We start from the raw sequence: 24448 nt of genomic DNA, 5'->3' as shown, positions 1-24448 counted from the left end.
TTTCAGGCATTTCAAAAATGCCAACTATCTCACATTTTCATCTATCTGAATTATAAAGATTATAGTTTTTTGGCATAAGAATCGCTTAATCATTCACAACCATGAAACCTCATGAATTCCAATCCGGAGAATCGTTGTGAATCAGAAATCCGCAGTACTGACCGTTACCAGCACCAGCACATTCGAGTCGGCCAAAGCTGTCAATCTGGATCATTTTGATCTCAGCAGCGCTTTGCAGACTACGCTCGATTTCAATAAATTGATTTCCATTTTCAGCCGGAAAATCGAAAGGCTGATTCCTCATACGGCCTATGCGTATTCTCATACGGAATTCGGAGTGGAAATCAAAAACGGGGTTTTTACCCGCAATGCCTATACCTACCTGCTCAAGCTCGAAGAGCAGATGCTCGGTAAATTGACTTTCATGAACAATCGCAAATACAGCCAGAAAGAGATCAAGCTATTGGAAAATCTGCTGTGTTTTTTAATCTACCCTTTAAAAAACGCAACTCAGTATCAGCATGCTTTGAAAATGGCTTACACCGATCCCCTGACCCAGGCCAATACCCGGACATCCTTCGACGATTCGGTAAAGCGGGAAATGAGCCTGGCCATTCGGGCAGGAAAAAACCTCTCGGTCATCTTTCTCGACATCGACCACTTCAAATTTTTCAATGACCATTACGGCCACCAATGCGGCGATTTCGTCCTGGCGTCCCTCGCCAAATGCATCCGCGACAGCCTGCGTTCCAGCGACCTTCTGTTCCGCACCGGAGGCGAAGAATTCGTCATTTTATTGAGCGACACCGACATTGACGGCGCCAAATTATTGGCGGAAAGAATTCGTATGTCCATTGAAAACCATACCCTGGTTTTCGACATGCATGCCATCAAAGTGACGGTCAGCCTGGGAGTCAGCGCCTTATGCAAGGAAGATACGGCGGAAACTTTTATCAAACGTGCCGACGCGGCCATGTATCAGGCGAAAAGAGACGGCAGAAACCGGGTATTCGTCGCCGCTTAGCCGCCTCCTCGCCTGTCCGGCTCGAAATGATCCGGACGCATGAAGAGGCGCTCGCCCTGATGTAGTGCTCTTCGCTTTGATTGCCCACGTGCGCTTGCCACCATTGTCGTACTTCCGGCAAATGGCTTTCGTCCACTTTCTCGTGACCTTCGCGGGTGTTGGGTGGCGACACCGCAATCGCGCTGGATACCAGGCTCGTTTCATTGCGCTACTTTTGTAGCGGATGGCGGATAGCTTGCTGTCGGCGGCTAGAGCATTTTCATATCGCGTGTAGGAAAGTCCTCACCGTCTGAAGGGTGCCCTGCCGTCAAGTCCAGCCCCGTAGGGTACGCTGTGCGCACCTTTCGACATTGATGGTACGCACAGCGTACCCTACGGGGGCGGTCGAGCGGTTGTTGGCAGGATTTTCCCAGCCGATAAGAGTGCACCTTCTTGCCATCGATGAACTCGGTTACGGTAATCCCCGAAGTTTCAGGCAACAGGCTCATCATTATGCGTCCTTGGAACCTTGAATGATCCGCAGATAACGCTCCAGGGCAGTCTGCTCAAGCCCTGCGACCAAATCGATGAACGGACTGTAATCCCCACGTGTATGCGCAGTATCCAGCGCATCGTAATAGCCCAAGCGTTGCTCGACCGGAATGATCACCGGCAAAAATCCTCGCCGCATCAACTCAAAGTTCATCAATAAACGCGAAGTGCGGCCGTTGCCGTCGACAAACGGATGAATGCCGACAAAATCGACGTGTAACCGAGCGGCACACTCCATCGGATGCAGATTGATTGATCTGCTGTACCAATCCATGAGGGCAGCCATCGCTTCCGGCACTTTAATGAAATCGGGCGGCACATGCTCTGCGCCGGCGATCACCACGTTTTCCTGCCGGTACTGGCCAGCATTGCGGTCGTCGATATTTTTCAGCACCAAGTGATGAATGGATTTGATCTGCCATTCGCTCAACGCATCCTGGCTTTGAACAATGGCTTCCACATAATCGATGGCTTCTTTGTGGTTGATCACTTCGAAATGCTCGCGCAACGGCTTGCCGCCGATCGTAATGCCCTCTAGCACCACCTTGGTTTCTTTCAACGTCAGCGTGTTGCCCTCGATAGCGTTGGAATGGTAAGTCCACTCCAGCACTTGTTGTTCATGCAGCGTGCGGACGGTGTGTTCCGGCAGAGGACGAAGACTGTCCAGACAGGACTTGAGACGATCGATTCCGGCAAACAGGAACGGAATATTCATGATTTGTCTACCGTTACGCTGAGTTTGCTGGTAAGCAATTGTTGCATCGGAGCTTTTTTCTCCTGCTGTAGACAGATGAGTTTTTTGGGAGAGTTTCAATCTCTCTCCCGGCTGCGGAAAGAATTTGGGTGATTTTTTCTTGTTCTAAAAAATTTTTGTAAATCTCAAAAGAGCCGACAATTTTGGCACTATACCGATATGAGGGGGCGGCCCAAATAGTCGGCTTTGGCAATGCCGTCGGGCCCATAGGTATTTCCAATTTGCGGTTTGCCCTTAATAATCTGCAAAGAGCGCTTGGCATGGCGCGACAGAAGATCGATGCATGCCCCGTTGCGTTCGTTGAGCGCTTTACAGTCCGCGGAAAGCCGGACGACTTGTGCCCAGCTGCGGGTTGCTTCCGAGGTAGAGAATCCCGCCGCTTCGGCACGCTGAAGGCATAGCGACATCCCTTCCCGATTATGGGGCAGCTTTTCCAGGGCCAATAACTCGCCCAGTTGCCGGTTCACCCGCTCCATCTGCTCGACGAGCTGATTTTTGTTGCTCGCGATAAAACCGATCAGTTCGGCTTGCGGCGTCTGCTTCAGGTTCTCGGCCTCTTGATTGAGCTGCCGATAGAGTGATTCAACCAACGGCAGAACACTGAGGATCTGTTTTTCGATGAGCGGAAATGTTTTTTCTATCATGGTCAAATCTCCTTATCCGGCGGCAACAATTTTTCAAATTCAATCATTTTTTGAGCGATCTTTTCAGCATCGATCTGATACTTGCCTTCGGCAAGCGCTTTCTTTACCGCGTTGATTCGATCCACATCAAAGGTGGAAGCGGGCGATAATTCGACCGCTTTTTTAAAGTCCCGTACAACCGTGGAGGCGGGAATATCGCCCTCATGTTTGACAGTCTTGGCCGACACCTGCTTTTGATCGTCGGCGTCAGCCTTTTTGACGGGTTTAACCGGGGCGAGACTGCTAAGTCTTCCGGCGATGGGTTCTATGGCCATGTCAAATACCTCTATTCCGCTCTATCTATATCTAATTTAGCGGCAGGGTATGGTAAAACTTTAACGTTTTTTTTGATAGGCCTTTTAATGATCGACCGATGCGATCCCCGGTTCCACTACGGCGGCGCTAACGACGCGCCCGGAACTTTCGTTCTTGACCCGAATCTTTTGCCCCCGCGCGCCGTCCATCATCGCCTGGCCGTTCATTCGGACTTCAAAGCCGGGCCGGCTGGAAGTGATGGCGATTTTTTCCCCCCTTCTTATCAGTATCGGCTCGGCAACCGCTCGGGGACTGAGAACAACTCCTGCCGGCAGAAAACGCGTGGCTTGTTTGTTTTCGAGCTGCTCGGGCTGGGCGGCGGCAGCGTCGCTCAGCCGGGCGATTTCTCTTTTCTCGAAGGTAAAGTGTTGCCGGGTAATGATATCGCCACGCTGTACGGGCTGCGTCAGGACCGGAACTTCCTGATAAAACTTGATGAGGGCGGTGACGAATATCGACCATCTGTTTCCCGAATTGCAGCGTACGCCTACCGCAACCCGTCCCGAGGCTTTGCTCAAGTCACTCGTGGTATAGGCTTGCAGCGGCTCCAAACAGGCGGATAACGCCAATAGATTGTCGATCGGAACGACGCTAACCTCGTATTCGTACATCGGGCTGATATTTTGCCCGATATAATCCTTTACGGTTTCATAAATGCTTTCATGGGACTGCAAAGGCTGTTCCGCCCTGGCCGGATTCAGCAACATCCAGACCAATACGCATAGGCTATATAAAATCTTCATCGCAAAATTTGCCGGTTTTATGACTTGATAATTATTCAGCACATTTAATGCCAAAGCTTTCCGCATTTTGACGGCCCAAACTTCCCGCGAACATCAAGCATAGATATTCAATAATCCTTTATTGACGACGGTACCTCCGCTTTCCGGCTCTTCGCCCGCTTCGGCCATGCTCCCCGCCGGCTGAACGCCCGCTTCGAAATGCTTCGGCGACTGCTGAGAAGAGGATTGTTGCTGCTGTTGGCCCGACGACGTATTTTGCGAAATATTGACGTCCGTCAGATTGAGCTGCTGCTCGTTCATCATTTCGCGCAATTTGGGAATGGAGGCTTCCAGTACCTCACGCACCGCGGCGTGCTGCGCCGTAAACGCGATCGTTGCCTGATCGTTCTGCATTTCGATACGTACCGAAATCGGCCCGAGATGCTCCGGATTCAACTTGATTTCGGCCGCGGACAATTCTTTATGGTTCATCCACAAAATCCGTTCTCCCAAATCCTTGTTCCAGTCGGGATGCTGCATCGGCTTGGTCATTGCCGGCATGTCCGCCCTGTTTTCGGAAGGCTGCCGATGAGATTGGGCAACCTCCACCATGCCGCGGGGCGGCACGTTGTCCGTATCCGGAGCGGAAAGGCCGGCTTCGTTCGAATGCGCATCGTTCGAAGGTGGCGATTTTTCCGGGGGATCGACATTCGGAAATTGAAATTCCTTGACGACCCGGCCAAATTCTCCCTCTTGCTTCGAGGCGTCTTCGGGTGCCGCCTGCGTCCCTGCGCCGTTCGGTTTCAATTCTTCGAACAACGGCTTAATAAAAGGTTGGGACGATATTTTGCGCCCTGCGTCTTCGTTTACGAAATCATCGAAGCTCTTTTCTTCGCCGGCAGCCGCGGACACAGGCTGAGGCGGTACGGGCGTCGCCGTCAATACCGTCATGGAGGGTATAGCCTGCGCCGGATCGTCGGTGTCTTTATCCGAATCTTGTGCCTTCCTTTTTTCGTTACCCGCATGAACCGTAGAGTCGGCCCGGTCAATTTTTTGACGGGGCAATTGTTCGACGGTCTCGGGTAGAACCGCCCTCTGGTTTGGCTTATTGCCGGCGTCTTCGCCGGATTCGATGTTTGACGGCCCGTTTTTTGCCGATTGGACCGGACTTTGCGGATTGGGCGTAAATTCCGGATAGGCCGGTCCGTCTCTATCCGAATCTTCGGGCTTTTGCCCCCCATCCTGCCTGATACTTTGACGGTCCGCCGGCGTTTCGACCGTTTGCGGGCGGAGTTCGACAGCCTCGACTAACGGCATTTCCCGGGCCGAGGCGTCATCGCCCCCCGCTCCGGTGTCGGCCGCCTGAGCAAGAGGTATTTTTTCGGAATCCGGATGCCTAAGCGAAGGCGCCAAGGCCGGAACCGCCGGCAAAACCTCGGAATCGCTGCCTTTGCTTGCGCCGGCAGTTTTCACGGTCGTCGCCGTCATGGCTACAGCGGATTTTACCGAATGCTCCGCAACAGATTGCCGCTCTAGCGAGTATCGTTCTACAGGATGTTCCGGCGCAAGAAGCGGTGCGCTTTCGGCATTTCCTTTCGCGCCGTAACTCAAGCTGTCCGTTACCGCCTCCAGAGCGGCTTTGGGATCGGCCGCTTGGCCGGCTGCGCCGGCCCCCGTCTCCCCGGCGGTGGATTGCGCCGAGGTTCGGCCGTTCTGAAAAGCCGCATTGGCCGGCAAGTCAACATCGACGGCTTCCGGCTGTGTCAAAGCCTGGTCGATCGGCTCCGGCAAAGGCGGCAGGGCCGCCGCGTCATATTGCCGGTCGCCCGGCAGATCCGAAAATTCGGCAAAACGAGCCGGCGGATTCGCCGGTTGAAGCGCAACCGGAGCAACGTACTGTCCCGGCGGTAACGTCCCCTTCGCGTTGGCCTCGCCCAACGACGCCAACTGTCCCCTCAAGGCGTCCGCAAATCCCCCTGTCGAGGGGCCGTTATCGATCAACGATTGTCCACTCCCGTCAGCCGCAATCACCGGCTGGAGTACGGAGGCCAATATACTCCCCTCGATATTCATAACCACCCTCTTGCCAATTCTGTCAAAGATTTCCTTCGATTTTCGGGCGCTTTTTCGGATCAGCCTTTAGCGGCCCATAACGAATCTCGTGGCCCATTCATCCTGTTCCTCTTGCTCGATCTTGTCATCGAGCTTCTTTTCCGTCACGACCGCCGTATCGCAAACTTTCTGCAGACTCGCCGTCTGATTGTGCCGATTTTCCCAGTGTTTCTTTTTCGCCCGGAATTCCGCCTGGCTTCCCTGCAGGGAAAGTTCCTGGCCTCTGATCGCCGTATCCAGCTTATCCATGAACGACCTGAACTCCATCAACCGGGCGGCACTGGCGCCCTCGCCTCCCAAACGATTGAAGCGTTCCTGATAATCTCGCCGGTAATTTTTTAAATTTTCCAATTGCGCTTCGATTTCCTGCATTTTCTTCCGAGAGGCGCCCAACGCTTCCAGGGCGTTTTTTTCCTGGACTGCCTTGATCTCCACAATCGCTTTGATACGCTGGGATCTTTTCATCGTTTATCCTTTATTTCTTAATTCCAACAGTATTTCCAACTCTTTCAGGCTGCGTTCCACGTTGACCGCTTCGTTCATATCCTGTTTCAGAAACTCCAGGATCGCCGGATTTTTTTCGATAGACTTGTCGATACGCGGATCGGAGCCGGCCTGGTAGGCGCCGACGCTGATCAAATCCAGATTTTGCCGGTAAATGGAGTATAAACGCCGGACCTCCAGCGCCATCTTCATGTGGCTGCTATCGACGATATCGGGCATGACGCGGCTCACCGAGGCTTCGATATCGATCGCCGGAAAATGCCCGGACTCGGCCAAATTTCTGGACAGGAAGATATGGCCGTCCAACACGCCCCGGGCCGAATCGGCGATCGGATCGTTATTATCGTCGCCCTCGGTCAGCACCGTATAAAAAGCGGTGATCGAGCCGCCGCCTTCGCTGCCGTTACCGGCCCGTTCCACCAGATGCGGCAGCTTGGCAAAGACGGAGGGCGGATAACCCTTGGTAGCCGGCGGTTCCCCGATCGCCAAAGCGATTTCGCGATGGGCCTGGGCGAAACGGGTCAACGAATCCATCAGCAGTAACACATCTTGCCCCTGATCGCGAAAATATTCCGCGATGCTGGTCGCCAGCAAAGCGCCGTGCACCCGCATCAGGGGAGGGTCGTCGGCCGGCGTGGCGACGACCACGGCCCGCTTCAGCCCCTCTTCGCCCAATATCTTCTGTACGAATTCATTGACTTCGCGCCCCCGCTCGCCGATCAGCCCGACCACCACGATGTCCGCCGCCGTAAACTTGGTCATCATGCCGAGCAGGATGCTTTTTCCGACGCCGGTGCCCGCAAACAAGCCCATGCGCTGGCCTCGTCCGACGCAGAGCATCGAATTGATCGCCCTGACGCCGACATCGAGCGGCGTGCGGATCGGCTTTCGCGTCAAGGGGTTGATCGTCGTGCCGTTGAGCGAAATGCGCGCATCCGCGTTCAGAGGCCCTTTGTTATCGAGCGGTCTGCCCGCGCCGTCCAAGACTCTTCCGAGCAAGCCGGCGCCTACGCTAGCCAGACTGTTTTCCCCCATCGGAATGACGCGGCAATCCGGCTCCAGCCCATACAGTTCGCCCGCCGACATTAAAAAGACCCGTTCACCCGCAAAACCGACCACCTCGGCCTCGATTTTTCTTCCGCCGTTCATCTCGATTCGGCAGCGCGAACCGATCGCCGCTCTGCATCCGACGGCCTCCAGGGTCAGCCCCACCATCCGGGACAGCTTTCCTTCAACCACCAGGCCGGGCGTTTGCTCAATTCTTTGCGAGTAAGGCTTTAACCTGTCGATCCAAACCCCGGACCGGTTCGCTTCCGGAATCATCGGCTTCAATCCCCCTGCCGCTCGCCGCCGAACAGCGTCGAAATCACGGACGCCAAACGATTTTCCATCGAAGCGTCGATATGCGAAACTTCGGTATCGACTTTGCAGCCGCCGCGGGTAATCAACGGATCCTCGATCAAATTCCAGGGGGGAGACAGCTCCGTCGGAGCCAGTACGGAGCGCACCAATTCCGCGTCGTCCGGATGCAGATGCAAATAGATTTTCTGAGAAGACAGCGGCAGTATCTTGATCGATTCTTTGACAGCGGCAATGATCTGCCCGGGGTCCATTTTGATTTCCCTGCGTATGATTTGGGTGGCGATAGCGATCGCCAATTTGACCAGCTCCTTTTCCACTTCATCGTCGAGTACTTTGAACGGTTCGCTCAAGGACTCCATCAGCCGGGCAAACTCCGCGGCCTGCTCCTGCAATAAGTGCTGATTTTCATCATAGCCTTTTTTTATGCCTTCGGTGAGTCCCTCATCGAAGCCTTTTTTTACGCCTTCATCGAAGCCCTGCCGAAAGCCGTCCTGTTTCCCTTGCGCAAAAGCTTCCTCATACGCCTGCTTTTGAACCGCTTCGATCTCCTCAACCGTCAACTTCGGCGTTCGGCCGGGAACAAGAACCGACGCTTCGGCTTTCTCCCGCGTACCCGGAGTCGAAACTTCCGGCAGATTCCATAATTCGAACGTTTCCGTTTCCGGCAGGGAAAATCCGGACGTTTTAGATGAGTTTGTCATCGCCGCCTCCGAATGTAATCGCACCCGACTCGGCCAGGCTTCTGACGATCAACAAGATTTCTTTCTGCGCCTGCTCCACTTCGCTCAATTTGGCAGGCGGCGCCGCTTCCAGGTCATCGCGCAGCATATCCGCCGCGCGCTTGGACAGATTGCTGAAGATTTTATTCTTCAGTATTTCGCTGACGCCGCGCAATGCCAGCAGCAGCCGGTCCGCCGCCACCTCGCGTAGAAACGTTTGCATGCCCCTGTCGTCCAGATTGACAAGATCTTCGAAAATAAACATCTTATCCTGGATCTTTTGCGCCAATTCGGAACTGCTTCCCGATATTTCCTCCAGCAACAGGGTACTGACGGGGCTATCCATGTGATTCAAAATATTGGCAGCGACATTGACTCCGCCGACAAAGGAAGATTTGATGTTTTCGTTGCCCTCCAATTGCTCTTCCATGATTTCATCCAGTTCGCGCAAGGCGGCAAGCGGCACGCCTTCCAGCGAGGCAATGCGCATCAGCAGGTTCGGGCGCACTTCTTCGGGTAAGGACATGATCACATCCGCCGCCCGCTGGCCATCGAGCAAAGACAGAATATTGGCGACGATCTGGGGATGTTCTCCGCGCACCAGATCCGCTATCGAGCGCGTATCCATCCATTTCAATTGGTTAATGCCTTTCGACCGGCCTCCGATCAATATTCTGTCGATAATGATTTCCGCTTTTTCGGGACCCAAAGCATGCGTCAGGACGCTTCGAATATAATCTTCCGAATCAACCCCCAAGGCGGTCTGTTTTTTGACGGTAACGACAAATTCGTCCAGCACGGCATCCACCATTTCCGGTGAGATGCCTTTCAGCGACACCATGTTGGCGCCGATCAACTCTACTTCCCTGGGTTCCAGGTATTTCATAATCTCGCCGGCCCTTTTTTGCCCCAACGCAAAAAGCAGCAAGGAAGCGCGTTCAACGCCGGTTAAAGTGCCTTCGGGACTACTCATCTTTGATCCACGCCTTAATCGTTTGCACCACTAATTTCGGATTTTCATCCACTAACCTCTGCACATATTCCATATGCCTTTCGTAACTCTGCGGCGCCGACAACAGCGAGAACTCATCCCTGGCAGACGCCAGCGCAGCATGTTCCGCTCTTCGATCGTCAGCCGGCACGGCTTCGGGAACGGCTTTATCGGCCGGAGGATTCCCGTCCACCGAAGCATTGTTTGCCGCGGCCGCGGCCTCCGCCTTGTCCGGCTCCTTTTTGTCATCGACGCGGCCTATAAGTCCGCGCACGGCGGGACGCAATACGCCGAACAGCAGCAGCAGGATAGTTGCCGCGGCAATCAGCTGCTTCATCAGTTCCGCAAACCAGACTTGTTCCCAAACCGGAATTTCCGGCAGGCTTTCCATTTCTTCATTCGGATTGAAGGAGACGTTGGTTACCGTCACCTGATCTCCCCGTTTACTGTCGTAGCCCACGGTCTGCTTTACCAAATCGCCGAGCCGGTTAATATCGTCGGCGGTATAGGGTTGATTGGCGGCTTTGCCATCCTTTCCCACCGTATGGCGGTCGTCCACCACCACGGCGACAGTCAGGCGGCTGATAGCGCCGGTTCCCATGCGGGTATGGGTAATGGTCTTGTCCAATTCGAAGTTTCTGGTGGTGCTTTTGGAAAAGGAGCCGTTTTCCGTATTCGCCGCATTCTTTTGGGAATCCGCTGCCGTCACTTTTTCCGGCGCAGTGCCCGCCGGCGTCGGCTGGTTGGATAACGCCCCCGGCACCCCTTGAACCGCGGACAGCGTATTCTTTTCTTCCGCCGCTTGTTCGCTTCTCAAGACCGAACCGTCCGGGTTGAACATTTCCTGCGTTTTTTCGGTTTGCGTGAAATCGACATCTGCGGAAAGCTGGACGCGCATGCCGTTGGAACCGACCAGAGGCGTCAAAATATTGGCTATCCGTTCCATCAGATGCTCTTCGATATTTTTTTTGTATTCCAACTGCCTGGAGGCGAGATAAACTTCCGACGACGAATCCTTGCTGTTCAATAACTGCCCTTTCTGATCCACGACCGTCACTTGCTCCGCTTCAAGCAATGGAACGCTGGAGGCCACCAAATGGACGATCGATTGAATTTGCTCTTTATCCAGCGATCTGCCTTGGTACAGATTGACCATGACCGAAGCGCTCGGTTTTTTACGGTCTCTGACGAACACCGACTGCTGAGGCATTGCCAATAATACTCTCGCCGATTTTACATTCTGGATCGACATGACGGTTTGCGCGATTTCGCCTTCGAGAGCCCGTTGAAAGCGGAGCGCCTCGACACTCTTGCTCGTTCCGAAGCCGGGGTCCTTATCCAGTAAATCGTAGCCCAGACTCTTGCTTTTGGGCAGTCCCTGAGACGCCAGCTTGAGCTTTAGCTCATGAACTTTATCGGCCGGCACCATGATCGCTCCGGATCCGGACTCTACCCGGTACTTGACGCCTTCCGACTCAAGAATTTCCAGAATTTCAGAAGCATCCTTATCGCCGACTTCCGAAAACAATAAGCCGTAAGAAGGTGCTTGCGACCAGAGCACGACCGCAACGCCCACTGCCACGCTGAGCGCCAGCCCGAGCATCAAACCGATCTGACGCGTTAGCGGCAGCCCGGCCAGACCTTGCATGACAGGATGGGCATTGCCCGTTACCGCCAACGCGCCTTGAACACCGGCGTTCGTTAGATCTTGAGTCCCGGCATTCATTAAATTATTACCGTTTTGCACGCTCATTTTTCAGTCGCTTTGCCGCATGAATTATATCGGCATGTTCATTACGTCTTTATAGGCGTCCACAAGTTTGTTTCTGACCTGCAGCATGGCTTGAAACGAAACGCTCGCCTTTTGCGAAGCCAGCATGACTTCCGCCAGACTGGCGCCGGACTCTCCGGTTTCGAACGTCTCCGCCATGGTGCGCGCGGTTTGTTGGGAGGCGTTGACGGAATCAATGGTCTGCCTCAGCAATGCCGAAAAATCCGTGTTACCGCCGTTGCCTGTTTCCTGCACTCGATTTCCGGCTTCGAGAGACATTGCCCGCATCTCGGCCAACATACGGTTTATGTTCATATCGTTCATGGCATTTCCTATCGATTTATCGGCACCGGCTGACAAAGGAGAAAAGTCCGATGCCCGGACAATTTAATTTCACCGCCCTAACTTTATGCATGATTGATGCCAATTCTGCTACATCTCTCTGCTCTACGCCGAGGAACGGCAGCCGGCTTTCGGTGCGTTATCCGATATTTCCCAATTAAATCCGTCAAGTGAATGCCAACGCATATCTTTCGGGCCGTTGCCGCATGGCGATTAAAAGGGATGGCGCCTACCCGGAGTACCACTGCATTTCCTGCCATCGTCAAAATTTTGACAAAAGCCGCTTTTGTAAATCGAGCGCACACAAACTCTGCAAACAAAGCGGGAAAGAAAAAAGAATGCGCGCTTGCCAATGCATCGCTCGGTTGCCGTTGCAACCCAGCCGCAGGGAGGAAAGCGGGAGAAGGGAATCGAGACTCAGGATCCGCCCCGGTTCGAGAAACGAGCCCGGAAACAGCTTAAAACTGCAAGTCCAGCTTGCGTAACTTTTCAACGAGCGTAGTACGGCGAAGATTCAACCGCTTGGCCGCGTGCGCCACAATGCCATTGCTTTCTTCCAGCGCTTGACGAATCAAATGGCTTTCCATCGTATCCAGATATTTTTTGAGATCGATACCTTGCTCGGGCAAAGACACGCCCTCGCCTTTCATGACATTTTCCAAAACCTTATCCGCTTCCGTAGGCTCCGCCAATTCGCCGCTTTCCTCTACTTCTTCCGGATCGGCCACGACTGCGCCCGAGAGATCGGCAAAACGCTGAAATTTTTCCGGCAGGTCGGCGGCATTAACCACTGCCCCGGGATAAATAATAGCCAGCCGCTCGATCAGGTTCGCCAACTCGCGGACATTACCGGGCCATTCATACCGCATCAATGCCGCCATGCACGCATTGCTCAATCTGACCGTGCCCCGGTTTGAAGCTTCCATTCTGCCGGTGATGTCCTTGACTAAGAGAGGAATATCCTCCGGGCGATGCCTTAATGAAGGAACTTCGATAGGAAAGACGTTCAGGCGATAGTACAAATCTTCCCTAAAACGGTTTTCTTTGATCTGGTTCTCAAGGTGCCGATGCGTAGCGGCAATAATCCTGACATCACAATGTATGGCCTTGCTGCTGCCCACCCGCTCGAATGTCCGTTCCTGCAGGACTCTCAGCAACTTGACTTGCATCGCCAGGGGCATATCGCCGATTTCGTCCAGAAAAAGCGTGCCGCCCTCCGCCAGTTCGAAGCGCCCCACCCTGGCATTCAAGGCGCCTGTAAAAGCCCCTTTCTCATGGCCAAACAGCTCGCTTTCCAACAATTCGCCGGGGATCGCACCGCAATTAATCGGCACGAACGGCTTTGATCTTCGAAGGGAAGCGTCGTGCAATGACCGGGCGATGACTTCTTTGCCGGTTCCCGATTCGCCAAGAATCAAAACAGTGGCATCCGAATCCGCAACCTGATCGATGAGTTTTCGAACATTGACGATCGCCGGACTATTGCCCTGCAACCGCGCAACCGATGACGAACGGCGATCGTAGGCTCTACGGTCCGAGTGGGGATTGTTGAGCCCGATTTCCTGCCAGAAAGCGGTAAAGAGCTTGTCAGTGACGCGCTTTAAGCCGGCGTGCGTAATGGGCCATTCCAATATCTGATGGACCATTTTGTCGATCGCAGACGGAACCTCGTCAACGGCCCCTTTGTCCACTAGGAGAATAAGCGGTATTTTTCCCGCCTGGGCCGCGATATCCTTGATCGCAAGCGCACGTTTCTGCGAATCGACATCGCCAACAAAAATACCCGCGTATTGTTCGATCTGTCCGGTAATCGGCCCATAATCGGAAGCATCGGCAAAAACTGCCTGATATTCCATAAATGTAAAGATGACTTCAAGCTGCTGGGATCTTGTCGCGTTATTGTCGATGACTAAAATTCTCGGCAAAACCATATTTCCACACTCGTACTCAAGTATAAACCCTCAGAGAAGCCATCTATCACAAACTCCGAATCATAAATAACTCGGCTACAGCAGCGGACGAAGTGGCCTATTGCCAGGCAAGACTTTTAATTATAGCCGGATAAGATCATCATTCATATTGAACAGAAAAAAGACCGGCACCGTTCGCGAAAGAAAATGCGATAGAAAATAAGGCCGCCTTTTTAAAAAGGCGTCGCCTGAGCGAGTTCATTGCACTCCCCGGTCTCATTCTCCATGCAACAGGCGATTAACGTATGCTTCCTCGCGCTGGATAAGAGTGGCGTTATGGAGCCTTATCAGTTTCTTGACCATGACTTTGCCCTGCTCCGGAAAAAAATAGATTTTACGCGGATAGCGATCATATAAATCTTCGGCGACGATGGGTATCGCTTTGAGCTTCAGGTAGCTGCGTATAAAGTCGGCGGTACGCCGCCCCAGGTTATCCAGCCTGTCGTTTCTGAATGGATCGCCGCCGCCGAACAATTTGGCTTCAAGATTTTCATAGCGCGCGCCCATCCCGAGCAGATGATCGATCAGAACCTCCATGGCACGGTTGCCGTAATCAGTCGAATCGTAACCCGACTCTCCGTCCTTTCTCCGAGGCGGCAACATGAAATGATGCATTCCGCCGATACCGCTTTCCCGGTCGCGAACGCAGACCGCTACGCACGATCCCAATACGGTTACGATCAGGATGGGGCGAGCAGTGACATAATATTCGCCGGGTACAATCTTGACCGCATCAATATCAAAATAATTGTCATAATAAAAATTGGGAGCCGGTACCTCGTCGTCTGAAAAAAATTCGGACATGAATCCTTAAATTGAATTATGAAGAGGGTTTGACGGCAATGCAGCCTTTGAATGACGCACAGACGAGGCAAGTTCGTAAACGGTCTTGCCTCGCAATTTGAAGATATCCGCCGCGTGATGCAGGCTTTCCGAATGACCGGCGAACAGCAGTCCGTTTGCTTCCAGTTTTGGGGCGAAGCGTTTGAGAATTTTGTATTGGGTTGGCTTATCGAAATAAATCATGACATTACGGCAGAAAATAGCATCGAAGCCTCCCCCGATAGGCCAATGTTCATCCAGCAAATTAAGCCTTCTGAAACTGACCAAGTCGCGCAGTTCTTTCCGTACCTGAACATACCCGTCATTATTTCCAGAGCCTTTCAGGAAGAAGCGCTTGAGCGTTTCCCTGGGCAGCTTTTCCACCCGTTCTATTGGATAGATGCCGGCTTCGGCCTTACTCAAGACGTTCGTATCAATGTCGGTGGCGATAATCTCCACGGGAGGATTAAAGGCGCCGAAAGCTTCCACCACGGTCATGGCCATGGTATAAGGCTCCTCTCCGGTCGACGAGGCCGAGCACCACAAACGGATGGGCCGCTTTGACAGGCTCAGCACATGTTCCTTGAGAATCGGAAAATGATGGGGTTCACGGTAAAACGCCGTAAGATTGGTCGTGAGCGAGTTAATGAAGGCTTCCCACTCCTCGCCTTGATCCCGTTCCACCCTGATCAGGTATTCTTTGAAGGTTTTTAAACCGGTAGCCCGCAATCGGCGCCCTAGCCGCGTGTAGACCATTTCCTGTTTGCTATCGTTGAGCTTGATGCCGCTGTGCTGATAAAGGATGGTCCGAATCCGTTCAAAATCTTCCTTTGTGTATAAAAACTCCTTTTGCTCTTGTTTGCTCATCTTGCTCTGATCCTGACTGAAAATGAAGTTGCATTATTTAACCCGTACAGGCTTCGGAAATGATCTTGCCCTATGAATGGCTGAACCCAGACAGGAGGGGCGGTTTAAAACCGTCCCTCGGCATCGATAGATAAAAATTAGAACCTTCAGTCAATGTATAGCGCCCGATGCGATGCTTCTCGGCTAAAATTCCGTCCACTCATCGGCATGGGTTTGATTCAACTTGACGCTGCCGGCAGTTAACCGGGCCGAAGGTTTATAAGCGGATGACAAACTCGCCGCAGGACGCGGCGAGGAAGGGGTAAATCGGCTTGCGGATGAAGTGTCGAGGCGGAATTGACTCACCGTTTCCGATAGCGTTAACGACTGCTCCTCCAATGACTCCGCAGCCGCTGCGGCTTGTTCGACAAGCGCCGCGTTCTGCTGAGTCGCTTCATCCATCTGGGCTACTGCGGTATTCACCTGTTCGATACCGGAGCTTTGTTCTACGGACGCAGAGGCAATTTGCGACATGATATCGGTCACCCGCTTCACCGAGGAAACAATCTCATCCATTGTTTTGCCCGCTTCGAGCACCTGCTGGCTACCATCTTCGACCTTTTCCACCGAATCGCTGATCAACGCTTTGATTTCCTTTGCAGCTGCCGCCGAACGCTGAGCCAGATTACGTACCTCACTGGCCACGACGGCAAATCCGCGGCCTTGTTCACCGGCGCGTGCCGCCTCCACCGCGGCATTGAGCGCCAATATATTGGTCTGTAAAGCAATCCCGTCGATCACGCTGATGATGTCGACAATCTTACGGGAGCTTTCGTTGATCGCATGCATCGTATCGACCACTTGCTGCACGACACCGCCGCCTTTAACGGCGACGTCTGCGGCCGACAGCGCCATTTGGTTCGCCTGCTTGGCATTCTCGGCATTTTGTTTTACCGTGGAAGCAAGCTCCTCCATGCTGGAAGCCGTTTCTTCAAGACTGGCAGCCTGCTGTTCCGTGCGATGCGACAAGTCGGCATTACCGGCGGAAATTTCCTTTGCCGCCGTATGAATTGAATCGGTAGCCTCTCTGATGGTCAAGACAGCCTGAGCCAGATTATCTACCGAGACATTGACGTTATCGCATAACCTGGCAAAAGTACCCTGGTAATTTGTCGTAATTTTTTCAGTCAAATCCCTTTTTGCCAGCGCGCCCATTACCCAGACCACTTCATTGATGGGCCCCACGATAGCATCCAGCGTGTCATTAATTCCCTTAACGATGCGCTGATAGCCGCCCTGGTGCCGAGACACGTCGGCGCGAGTATCCAACCGCCCTTCCAAAGTGGCTTGAACCAGCGAATCGGTATCCACGATCAGTGCCTTGAGATTGGCGCGCACCTGTTCGATCGTTTCGTTGACAAACCCTTTCTTACCGGGAAACTTTTCCAGTGGCGCATCGAAATTACCTTCGCCGAATTCCTTAATGCATTCCATCGCCTTCATATTCATCTCGATATGGCCACTGACCATTTCGTTGATACGCTGCACGACGGTTTTATAGACCCCGTTGAAACGCTCGACGTCGATCATCCAATCGATATTGCCATTGCCATGCTCCTCCGACATGAGCTGTTGACAGGTGAGAAGGCCGTTGAGAACACCTATGCTGACGTTGAGATTTTTCTTGAGGGTATTGAAATCTCCCTTATACTCATCCGTAATCCGCTCAGGGATATTGCCTTGAGAAATATCTCCAATATATCGAGCCGTCATCGTTATAGGATTAATCAGCGCTTCCAGTACCTTATTAATCCCTTCCAGTATTTTTTTATGTTCACCCTCTTCCAGTTCTTCCGGTTTGGCCCGGACCGATAAAAGGCCATTGACGGTACTGTGGACAATTTCGTCAATCTGCTTAAAGAAAAGCATTTCCGAGGTATGGTCTACCCATTCGACAACAGAGCCTAGACGACTCCCATTCTCATCGATAACAGGGCTGGCCGTTAAACTGAAAATACGGGCGCCAACGGTAATCTGCGCCTTATGAATGCCCGTTAACTCGCCTAAAATCCGCTGCTGATGCGCCGGATTTTTATGAAAAATATCCATATTTGTGCCGATCAGGCGATGAGTGTCAAAACCGGGAAACACCTTGCGAAGATCGGCCTCCGCATTTTTCAGCATTTGAATTACCGCAGGATTCATATAAATGATATTGCGATCCTTGTCGGCCATCATCACGCAAGAGGTCACGGTATCGAGAGCTGTTTGCATTCTATGAAAATGGACCGCCTGCTCGACGTTCCTGTCCATAGCTCGACGGCTTTCCAATATCCGACGCTCAAGCGTAACCTGACTATTTTTCAATGCCTTCATAAGAGGAGCGACGACATCACTGCCCGTTGTTTCGATATCGCCAGTAAAATCACCATCCTTCATTTTATCGATGATTTTCACTGCCTCGTCAATGCGGGATTTCACCGCTTTACTGAGTAATAATGCCATTTTGATGCCTCTATCTTACCAATTAGCGAAATTATTATTTATTGCTGTTTTATGATTGAACTTAATTATTAAGCCGCAACTCTTTCAACTAGAGCCATATCTTTGGCCGACATGAGTTGCTCGATATCCACCAGAATTATCATACGCTCATCGATCGAGCCCAACCCGATGATATATTGAGTATCAATGCTCGCCCCCAATTCCGGCGTGGAATGAATTTGCTCAGGCGTCAATTCGATTACGTCGGATACACCGTCAACCACCATACCAATCACTCGGCCGCAGACATTTAAAACGATCACTACTGTAAACGGGTTGTATTCCACATTCCCCAATTGGAATTTTATGCGCATATCAACAATGGGCACTATGACGCCGCGCAAGTTAATTACGCCCTTGATGAAATCCGGAGTATTGGCAATCTTAGTGACCGTTTCATAGCCGCGAATTTCCTGAACCTTAAGAATATCGATTCCATAATCTTCATCGCCCAGTTTGAAGGCCAGATACTCCCTGCCGGTAGATGCAGCCCCGCCGGGCTTCTGATTGTCTTGCATAAATAACCCCGATTCTTAATATTGTGAATATTTAATATCGAATTTCAAAAATGGTGTAGTGTATCCGCATCGGTCAACTTTCGGCGGATTCAAGAATCTTTGCCCTAAGGCTCCCTTCCTGCCAGCACTACAGTTTTACTTAAGCATAGTAAAACGAAGCAGCAAGTCAAACCGTTATTGTAATTTTTTTATATCAAAAGTGATGCGGAATTCTTAAGACCAGAACATGCGGAACCATCCCGGCAATAAAAGGAATCTATGGGACAAAAAGCTGGGCGCCCAAACCCATTACGTCAATAAGCCTGACGGAATGGGGCAATTTAGCCATCTCGACATTCAATGAACTTGCCGTCCAGAGAAAATTTCTACCACTAAGAAACCTTCCGAAGAAAATCAGAGAGCTTGAATTGCTTTATTGATTGCATTCCAAGAAGAATTTCTCAGATGAGGGAGAGTATTTTACTGGCAATTCCATGGAGTGGCACAACATGATCGACGCATCCCATTTTATAAGCCGCTCCGGGCATACCCCATACGATGCTGGTCCGTTCATCCTGAATAACAGTGATTGCCCCGGCATCATGCATCTCACTCATCCCTTTGGCCCCGTCAACCCCCATACCGGTCAATAAAACGGCTATTGCATTTGTGCCGACGCTACGGGCAAGAGAGCTGAACATGACATCGACAGCTGGTTTATGACGATTAACGTACTCCCCATCATACAAGTGGATCACCAAACGGGCACCCTCCTTCATCACTTTCATATGCCTGTCTCCGGGAGCCAAATAGATATGGCCGGCTTCCACGATCTGGCCGTGCTTTGGAATGCAGGTTGTCATTTCAGTCACAAAGTCAATATGCCTGGCAAATGACTCGCTGAAAGCCAAAGGAAGATGTTGCGTAATGACGACAGCCGGGGTGTCTGCCGGAAACCCCTTGACGACCGATTTAATCGCCTCGGTTCCTCCCGTGGACGCTCCCAGGGCGATAATCTTATTGGAGGCTGCGTAGCTTTTTTTTACAGGATACGGTTTTTCCTTGAGTTGGCCGGGTATTTTTTCGATATCGCCCGATTTCAATCCTCTATTGTCGAAATTTCTAATATTGGCCAATGCCGCCATTTTGACCTTGCCAATAATCTCTTCCGCATAATTGTTCAAGGTATTGGCAACATCCACTTTAGGCTTGGGGACAAAATCAACAGCTCCCAAGGAAAGCGCTTCCAACGTAATGTCCGCTCCTCTTTCTGTGAGAGTCGAAATCATTACCACCGGCGTCGGCCGCAAACGCATCAAATTTTTCAGAAAAGTAATGCCGTCCATCTCCGGCATTTCGATATCCAAAGTCAGCACATCGGGATTGAGCTGCTTGATCATATCCCTGGCAATATAGGGGTTGGCCGCAGTACCGACCACTTCGATATCGGGCGATGAGTTAAAAATCTCAGTCAATAGTCTTCTGATTAACAAAGAGTCATCGATGATTAATACCCGTACTTTATTCATGCATTATTTCTTTATCAAATTACATGTCGCCCCGCATACGCGCTTGGCTACTACATTCCGGTTTACTTAGACTCTATCGGTCTTGCGGCAGATCGACGATGAATCTCTTGCTCTATACTTTACTATAAGGGGACTTCAATCAAAAAAGTTCAATTTCGCCGGCAACCGGGATATCTTTAAGGCTATTAAAATATTGGCGTTCTCTTTGGAGAACCGTATCGTTATGCAATTCTCTTATTTTTTTCATTGCCGCTTTTCCCGTTTTCGGAAAATAAATTATTTTTCGAGGATAAATATCACCCAAATCCTGAGATAGCAATTTCAATCCTTCCTGATCGAGATAATCCAGAACAAAATTGATATTTTTGATTCCAATATCGGTTAGAGTCGGAATGATTTTTCCGCCTCCGAATACTTTTACTTCCAGATTTTTACGTTTACCGCCATTGCTCAATATGGTATTGATCAAATGTTCCATAGCATAGTTTCCGTAACGCGTAGAAGCCCCTATAATAGATTCATTACTCTTTTTTATCGGGCCGTAGTTTCCTTCCGGCAGCATAAAATGATTCATACCGCCAATGCCCAATTCTTTATCTCTGATACAAGCCGATACGCATGATCCCAATACCGTGGTAATCATCTCGTCTTCTTGCGTCACATAGTATTCTCCAGGGAGAATCTTAATCGCTATGATTTCCCGGTCTTTATCCCAATATCGATTAAGACGCTCAAACCCCGCAATCGACGGCCTACTAATCTTAATGTGCGCATTCATCAGTTACTTAATCTTCCCATAAATAGTATATGTAATCTATTCAAAGCCCTAAGAGCGAATTTGAGGATTCTGAATGTCCAATAAATAGCTGCTGACCAATTCCTGAAAAATTAGATTTAAGCCCATGTGCCTTTAGCCTTAAAGAATACCGAGTCCAGTCGCTAACAACAAACAGCACTCTATGCTTTATTAATTAATACGAACATGACCCGCGCAAATAAGAACATAACCCGAATGCTCTTCACAGCTTCCCGATGTCACCTATTTATTGCGCAAAACCATTGAGCTCCAACACGTCCGATAATCCCAGCAGGTCTGCGGATTCTATGAATCGTGGGGACGGCTCGGTAACTAGAATATTTTTTTGCCGTTTACCGGCTTCTTTTTTTAACGCGACTAACAGTTGCAAGGCCGCCGTATCAATCGAGGCCACCTGAGAGGCATTAATCTCAATCGAATCATGCACCGCAAAGGAATTTTTAATTCTTTCATGTAATTTAGTAATATTCTGAATACTTAAGACGGTATCCAAATTGATACGCGGCCCGGCATCCTCGCACTCCGTATCTGAGTTAAAACTCTGGTCTTCCTGCACATCCGTCATTGAGTTCATATCGTTTTCGGCAGTCATCTTTAGAAAATTACTCGCGTTTTCCTGTTTAAGGCACACCCTTATACATAAATGCCGTCATATCCGCCGGCAAGCGGGTATCCAGCACCAGGGAGGCAGGCTCAAAACATCCCTGTAGTCTGGATTCCGGAAATCCCTGCCGGAATGACGGACTTGGGTATAAGGATATGTGTTTAAGGTCATAAGAATATCCATCCCGCATCCCTTCTTTAGGCTACTAGCCATCTTCCATAAAATACTGGATTTAAGAATACAATTATTATTACTTAGTCATCTGCTGATATTTAAATATATTCAATGCCAGGGAAAGAGACAAAACCCTCGGCTGCTAATTATTATAATTTTCCAGTTCTTCCAGTTTGAGTAGTTTATCCACATCCAGCAAAATCACCATACGCTCATTGACCGATGTCAGGCCGGTGATGAATTCGTTGCTGACTTTCGAACCAAAATCAGGCGCTTTCTGAATTTTGTTTTTGTCTATGGTAATGACATCCGATACGGCATCAACCACCACCCCCATGGTCCTTGTTCTATTACCGTCTCGGGTTTGTAGCACAACGACAACGGTCAGCGGAGTGTATTCGGTAAATTTCAAGTCGAATCGCTCTCTCAAGTCGATAATCGGTACGATCGATCCGCGTAAATTCACCACGCCTTTCTCATAATAAGGAACATTAGGCACTCGGGAAACCGGCTCCCAACTGCGAATTTCCTGGACACGAAGAATATCCACCCCGTATTCTTCATTTTCCATCGTAAAACTCAAGTACTGGACCGCGTCGATTTCCTTGTGATAACGGTTCTGCTCCGAACTATTTTCTATCTCTTGTGCCATATCCGCTCTCGCTAAGCCGCCGAAGGTATCTGCGCCTGACGATTGGAATACCTTACCAAACCCGGAACGTCAAGAATTAAAGCGACCGAACCGTCGCCAAGAATGGTAGCGCCTGAAATGCCTTCCACTCTGCGGTAATTCGCTTCCAATGATTTAACGACCACCTGTTGCGGTCCCAATAATTCGTCGACAAACAGGCCGCATAACGCGCCTTGCCTTTCTACCACAACAATGACTCCCTCGGATGGCTTGGACTTGTCTTTGAGCGAAACATTGAATACCTCGTGCATTCTGATGATCGGAATGTATTGATTCCGCAGTTTGAATGCCTCGCCTTTACCGGCTATCGTATTAAGCATTTTTTCGGTGACATTGATTGATTCGATAATTGAAACCAAAGGCACAATATAGATTTCATCGCCCACGGCAACGGACTGGCCGTCAATAATGGCCAAAGTCAACGGCAGATGAATGGAAATCGTCGTACCTTTTCCAAGTTCGGAAATGATATCGACATTTCCTCCCAAGGCCTGAATGTTCTTTCTTACGACATCCATGCCGACACCGCGGCCGGAAATATCGGTAATACTTTCTGCGGTTGAAAAACCCGGCATGAAGATCAATTCAAAAGCCTGTTTGTCGCTCAACTGGCTATTTTCAGCAATCAACCCTTTCTCGACAGCCTTGGCGATCAATTTATTTCTATCCAATCCCCTTCCGTCATCGCTGATCTCGATAACGATATGGCCGCCCCGGTGATAAGCATTCAGTTCTATCGTACCGATTTCGGACTTGCCTGCAACCAGCCGGTCCACCGGCATTTCTATGCCGTGATCCAGGCTGTTCCTGATTAAATGCACCAACGGGTCATTGATCAATTCAACGACGGCCTTATCCACCTCGGTGTTTTCCCCCACTAATTTCAACTCGATTTTTTTGCCTAGCTTGGCACCGATATCATGGACCAGCCGGGGAAATCGGCTAAATACGAAACTAATGGGCAGCATCCGTATGTTCATGACGCTTTGCTGCATGTCCCGGGTATGGCGTTCGAGCTGTGAAAGGCCCCTTTTCAGCTGTTCCAACTGATCCATGGTAAAATTTTCACTGATCAGGCCCAGCATGGATTGCGTTATGACGACTTCGCCCACCAAATCGATCAAGGCGTCAATTTTTGCGGTATCGACACGAATTGAACTGGAATTGGAATTGGAAGACTTGGGCGATTTGGTTTGATCATTATCAGGCTGGGAGACGCTCTGTTTGGTGCTTTCCGGATTGCCCGTCCCGGTTTTTGCTTCGGCTTCGCCCAATTCCGTTTTCGGAGCGCCGGTTTCGGGCGGAACCGGCTCCGGCTCGATTTTTTTTACTGGCGGAACCGTTTTGCCAGGCTTTGTCAAAGGCTGAATGTCGAGTTCGCAGTCCCCCTCAACCCAGGAAAAGACCTCATTGACTTCCTGAAAAGAGATGTCGCCTTTTATCTGCAGTGTCCAGGAAAGATTGCACTCCTCCGGGTCCAGCTCAAAAAGCCCCGGCACATCCCGCGTATTGACCGATACGGAATAGTCGCCCAACTCGGCGAGCTCGCGAAATATCCTCACCGGATCGTTCCCGGTTTTAAGCAGGTCAAGGTAAGGGCAAAAGGCTATCTTCCAGCCTTGCTCCGGCATTTCGCAGGCTTCGGATGCGACAGCCTCATCATCCGCATTTCCGGACTCAGGCCGGGAAGATGGAGGCTCAGTAGCCGGAGTCCCCCCTGCCGCGCCGTTCAGTTGAATTTCCAGGGCAAGTTTATATTTTTCTACCGCAGCCCGATCTACGCTTTCTCCTTCCTGAATTGAAGTCAGCATGGTTCTCAGACAGTCCACCGAACCTAACAAAACATCGACCGCGGGTTGAGTCACTTTCCTTCGCCCGTCGCGCATCTCGTCAAGTAAGGTTTCCATCACATGGGTAAAATCAGCCACATCGTGAAATCCGAATGTACCGCTTCCGCCCTTGATCGAATGCGCACCCCGGAAAATGGTATTAATCATTTCCGCATCTATATCTCCCGTATCGAGGTTTAACAACCCGGATTCCATCGCATCCAGTCCTTCGAAACATTCTTCAAAAAAGACCTGATGGAATTGAGACATATCGATAGACATAGGCTTACCTGTG

At 50.9% G+C, this 24448-nt stretch carries 22 protein-coding genes; 1 reads left to right on the top strand and 21 read right to left on the bottom strand.

What is annotated here, in order from left to right; all coding sequences use genetic code 11:
• The first annotated feature begins 136 nt into the window (after positions 1-136).
• On the top strand, positions 137-1024 hold the full coding sequence (locus CC94_RS0116080) for a GGDEF domain-containing protein (RefSeq protein WP_005371472.1): 888 nt from the start codon (positions 137-139) through the stop codon (positions 1022-1024).
• Positions 1025-1514: 490 nt separating this feature from the next.
• Here the strand turns inward: CC94_RS0116080 and CC94_RS0116070 are convergent, their stop codons facing one another.
• The 21 genes from CC94_RS0116070 to CC94_RS0115970 form a co-directional block, all read right to left on the bottom strand.
• Positions 1515-2270 carry a Fic family protein gene (locus CC94_RS0116070; RefSeq protein ID WP_031431559.1) on the bottom strand — a complete coding sequence of 252 codons (756 nt, stop codon included), beginning with the start codon at positions 2268-2270 and terminating at the stop codon, positions 1515-1517.
• Between the two features lie 188 nt (positions 2271-2458).
• Positions 2459-2953, bottom strand: coding sequence for a flagella synthesis protein FlgN (locus CC94_RS0116065; protein ID WP_005371466.1), 495 nt, complete (start codon positions 2951-2953; stop codon positions 2459-2461).
• A gap of 2 nt (positions 2954-2955) precedes the next feature.
• Positions 2956-3267: a flagellar biosynthesis anti-sigma factor FlgM gene (gene flgM / locus CC94_RS0116060; protein WP_005371464.1), complete on the bottom strand. Its 312-nt coding sequence runs from the start codon at positions 3265-3267 to the stop codon at positions 2956-2958.
• Between the two features lie 84 nt (positions 3268-3351).
• Positions 3352-4050, bottom strand: coding sequence for a flagellar basal body P-ring formation chaperone FlgA (flgA, locus tag CC94_RS0116055; RefSeq protein WP_245619770.1), 699 nt, complete (start codon positions 4048-4050; stop codon positions 3352-3354).
• Positions 4051-4143: 93 nt separating this feature from the next.
• Positions 4144-6081 carry a flagellar hook-length control protein FliK gene (locus CC94_RS22490; RefSeq protein WP_169740967.1) on the bottom strand — a complete coding sequence of 646 codons (1938 nt, stop codon included), beginning with the start codon at positions 6079-6081 and terminating at the stop codon, positions 4144-4146.
• A gap of 87 nt (positions 6082-6168) precedes the next feature.
• Positions 6169-6606 carry a flagellar export protein FliJ gene (gene fliJ / locus CC94_RS0116045; RefSeq protein WP_031431556.1) on the bottom strand — a complete coding sequence of 146 codons (438 nt, stop codon included), beginning with the start codon at positions 6604-6606 and terminating at the stop codon, positions 6169-6171.
• Positions 6607-6609: 3 nt separating this feature from the next.
• Complete coding sequence (fliI, locus tag CC94_RS0116040) at positions 6610-7968, bottom strand: flagellar protein export ATPase FliI (RefSeq protein ID WP_031431555.1); 1359 nt, start codon at positions 7966-7968, stop codon at positions 6610-6612.
• Between the two features lie 5 nt (positions 7969-7973).
• Positions 7974-8708 carry a flagellar assembly protein FliH gene (fliH, locus tag CC94_RS0116035; RefSeq protein WP_031431554.1) on the bottom strand — a complete coding sequence of 245 codons (735 nt, stop codon included), beginning with the start codon at positions 8706-8708 and terminating at the stop codon, positions 7974-7976.
• A complete protein-coding gene (gene fliG, locus CC94_RS0116030) occupies positions 8692-9699 on the bottom strand; it encodes a flagellar motor switch protein FliG (protein ID WP_005371454.1) in 1008 nt (335 codons plus the stop codon). Before fliG ends, fliH begins: the two co-directional genes overlap by 17 nt.
• A complete protein-coding gene (gene fliF / locus CC94_RS0116025) occupies positions 9692-11470 on the bottom strand; it encodes a flagellar basal-body MS-ring/collar protein FliF (protein WP_031431553.1) in 1779 nt (592 codons plus the stop codon). Before fliF ends, fliG begins: the two co-directional genes overlap by 8 nt.
• 24 nt (positions 11471-11494) lie before the next feature.
• Entirely contained in the window at positions 11495-11812 is a 318-nt protein-coding gene (gene fliE / locus CC94_RS0116020) for a flagellar hook-basal body complex protein FliE (RefSeq protein ID WP_005371450.1), read from the bottom strand.
• A 476-nt stretch (positions 11813-12288) separates the two neighbouring features.
• Entirely contained in the window at positions 12289-13761 is a 1473-nt protein-coding gene (locus CC94_RS0116015) for a sigma-54 dependent transcriptional regulator (protein ID WP_005371448.1), read from the bottom strand.
• Between the two features lie 255 nt (positions 13762-14016).
• On the bottom strand, positions 14017-14604 hold the full coding sequence (gene cheD / locus CC94_RS0116010) for a chemoreceptor glutamine deamidase CheD (protein WP_005371445.1): 588 nt from the start codon (positions 14602-14604) through the stop codon (positions 14017-14019).
• A gap of 6 nt (positions 14605-14610) precedes the next feature.
• Positions 14611-15489: a CheR family methyltransferase gene (locus tag CC94_RS0116005; RefSeq protein WP_005371442.1), complete on the bottom strand. Its 879-nt coding sequence runs from the start codon at positions 15487-15489 to the stop codon at positions 14611-14613.
• Positions 15490-15672: 183 nt separating this feature from the next.
• Positions 15673-17973: a methyl-accepting chemotaxis protein gene (locus tag CC94_RS25105; RefSeq protein ID WP_005371440.1), complete on the bottom strand. Its 2301-nt coding sequence runs from the start codon at positions 17971-17973 to the stop codon at positions 15673-15675.
• Between the two features lie 68 nt (positions 17974-18041).
• Positions 18042-18530 carry a chemotaxis protein CheW gene (locus CC94_RS0115995; RefSeq protein WP_005371439.1) on the bottom strand — a complete coding sequence of 163 codons (489 nt, stop codon included), beginning with the start codon at positions 18528-18530 and terminating at the stop codon, positions 18042-18044.
• A 440-nt stretch (positions 18531-18970) separates the two neighbouring features.
• Complete coding sequence (locus CC94_RS0115990; RefSeq protein ID WP_005371435.1) at positions 18971-20038, bottom strand: protein-glutamate methylesterase/protein-glutamine glutaminase; 1068 nt, start codon at positions 20036-20038, stop codon at positions 18971-18973.
• 139 nt (positions 20039-20177) lie between these two features.
• Positions 20178-20816, bottom strand: coding sequence for a chemoreceptor glutamine deamidase CheD (gene cheD / locus CC94_RS0115985; protein WP_031431552.1), 639 nt, complete (start codon positions 20814-20816; stop codon positions 20178-20180).
• A 265-nt stretch (positions 20817-21081) separates the two neighbouring features.
• A complete protein-coding gene (locus tag CC94_RS0115980) occupies positions 21082-21447 on the bottom strand; it encodes an STAS domain-containing protein (protein WP_005371432.1) in 366 nt (121 codons plus the stop codon).
• 328 nt (positions 21448-21775) lie between these two features.
• Entirely contained in the window at positions 21776-22285 is a 510-nt protein-coding gene (locus tag CC94_RS0115975) for a chemotaxis protein CheW (protein WP_031431551.1), read from the bottom strand.
• 11 nt (positions 22286-22296) lie between these two features.
• A complete protein-coding gene (locus CC94_RS0115970) occupies positions 22297-24435 on the bottom strand; it encodes a chemotaxis protein CheA (RefSeq protein WP_031431550.1) in 2139 nt (712 codons plus the stop codon).
• Positions 24436-24448 lie beyond the last annotated feature (13 nt).

The organism is Methylomicrobium agile (assembly GCF_000733855.1).
GTDB lineage: Bacteria > Pseudomonadota > Gammaproteobacteria > Methylococcales > Methylomonadaceae > Methylomicrobium > Methylomicrobium agile.
Note: the sequence above shows the minus strand (reverse complement) of the source record. Positions and strands in the feature narration are given on the sequence as shown.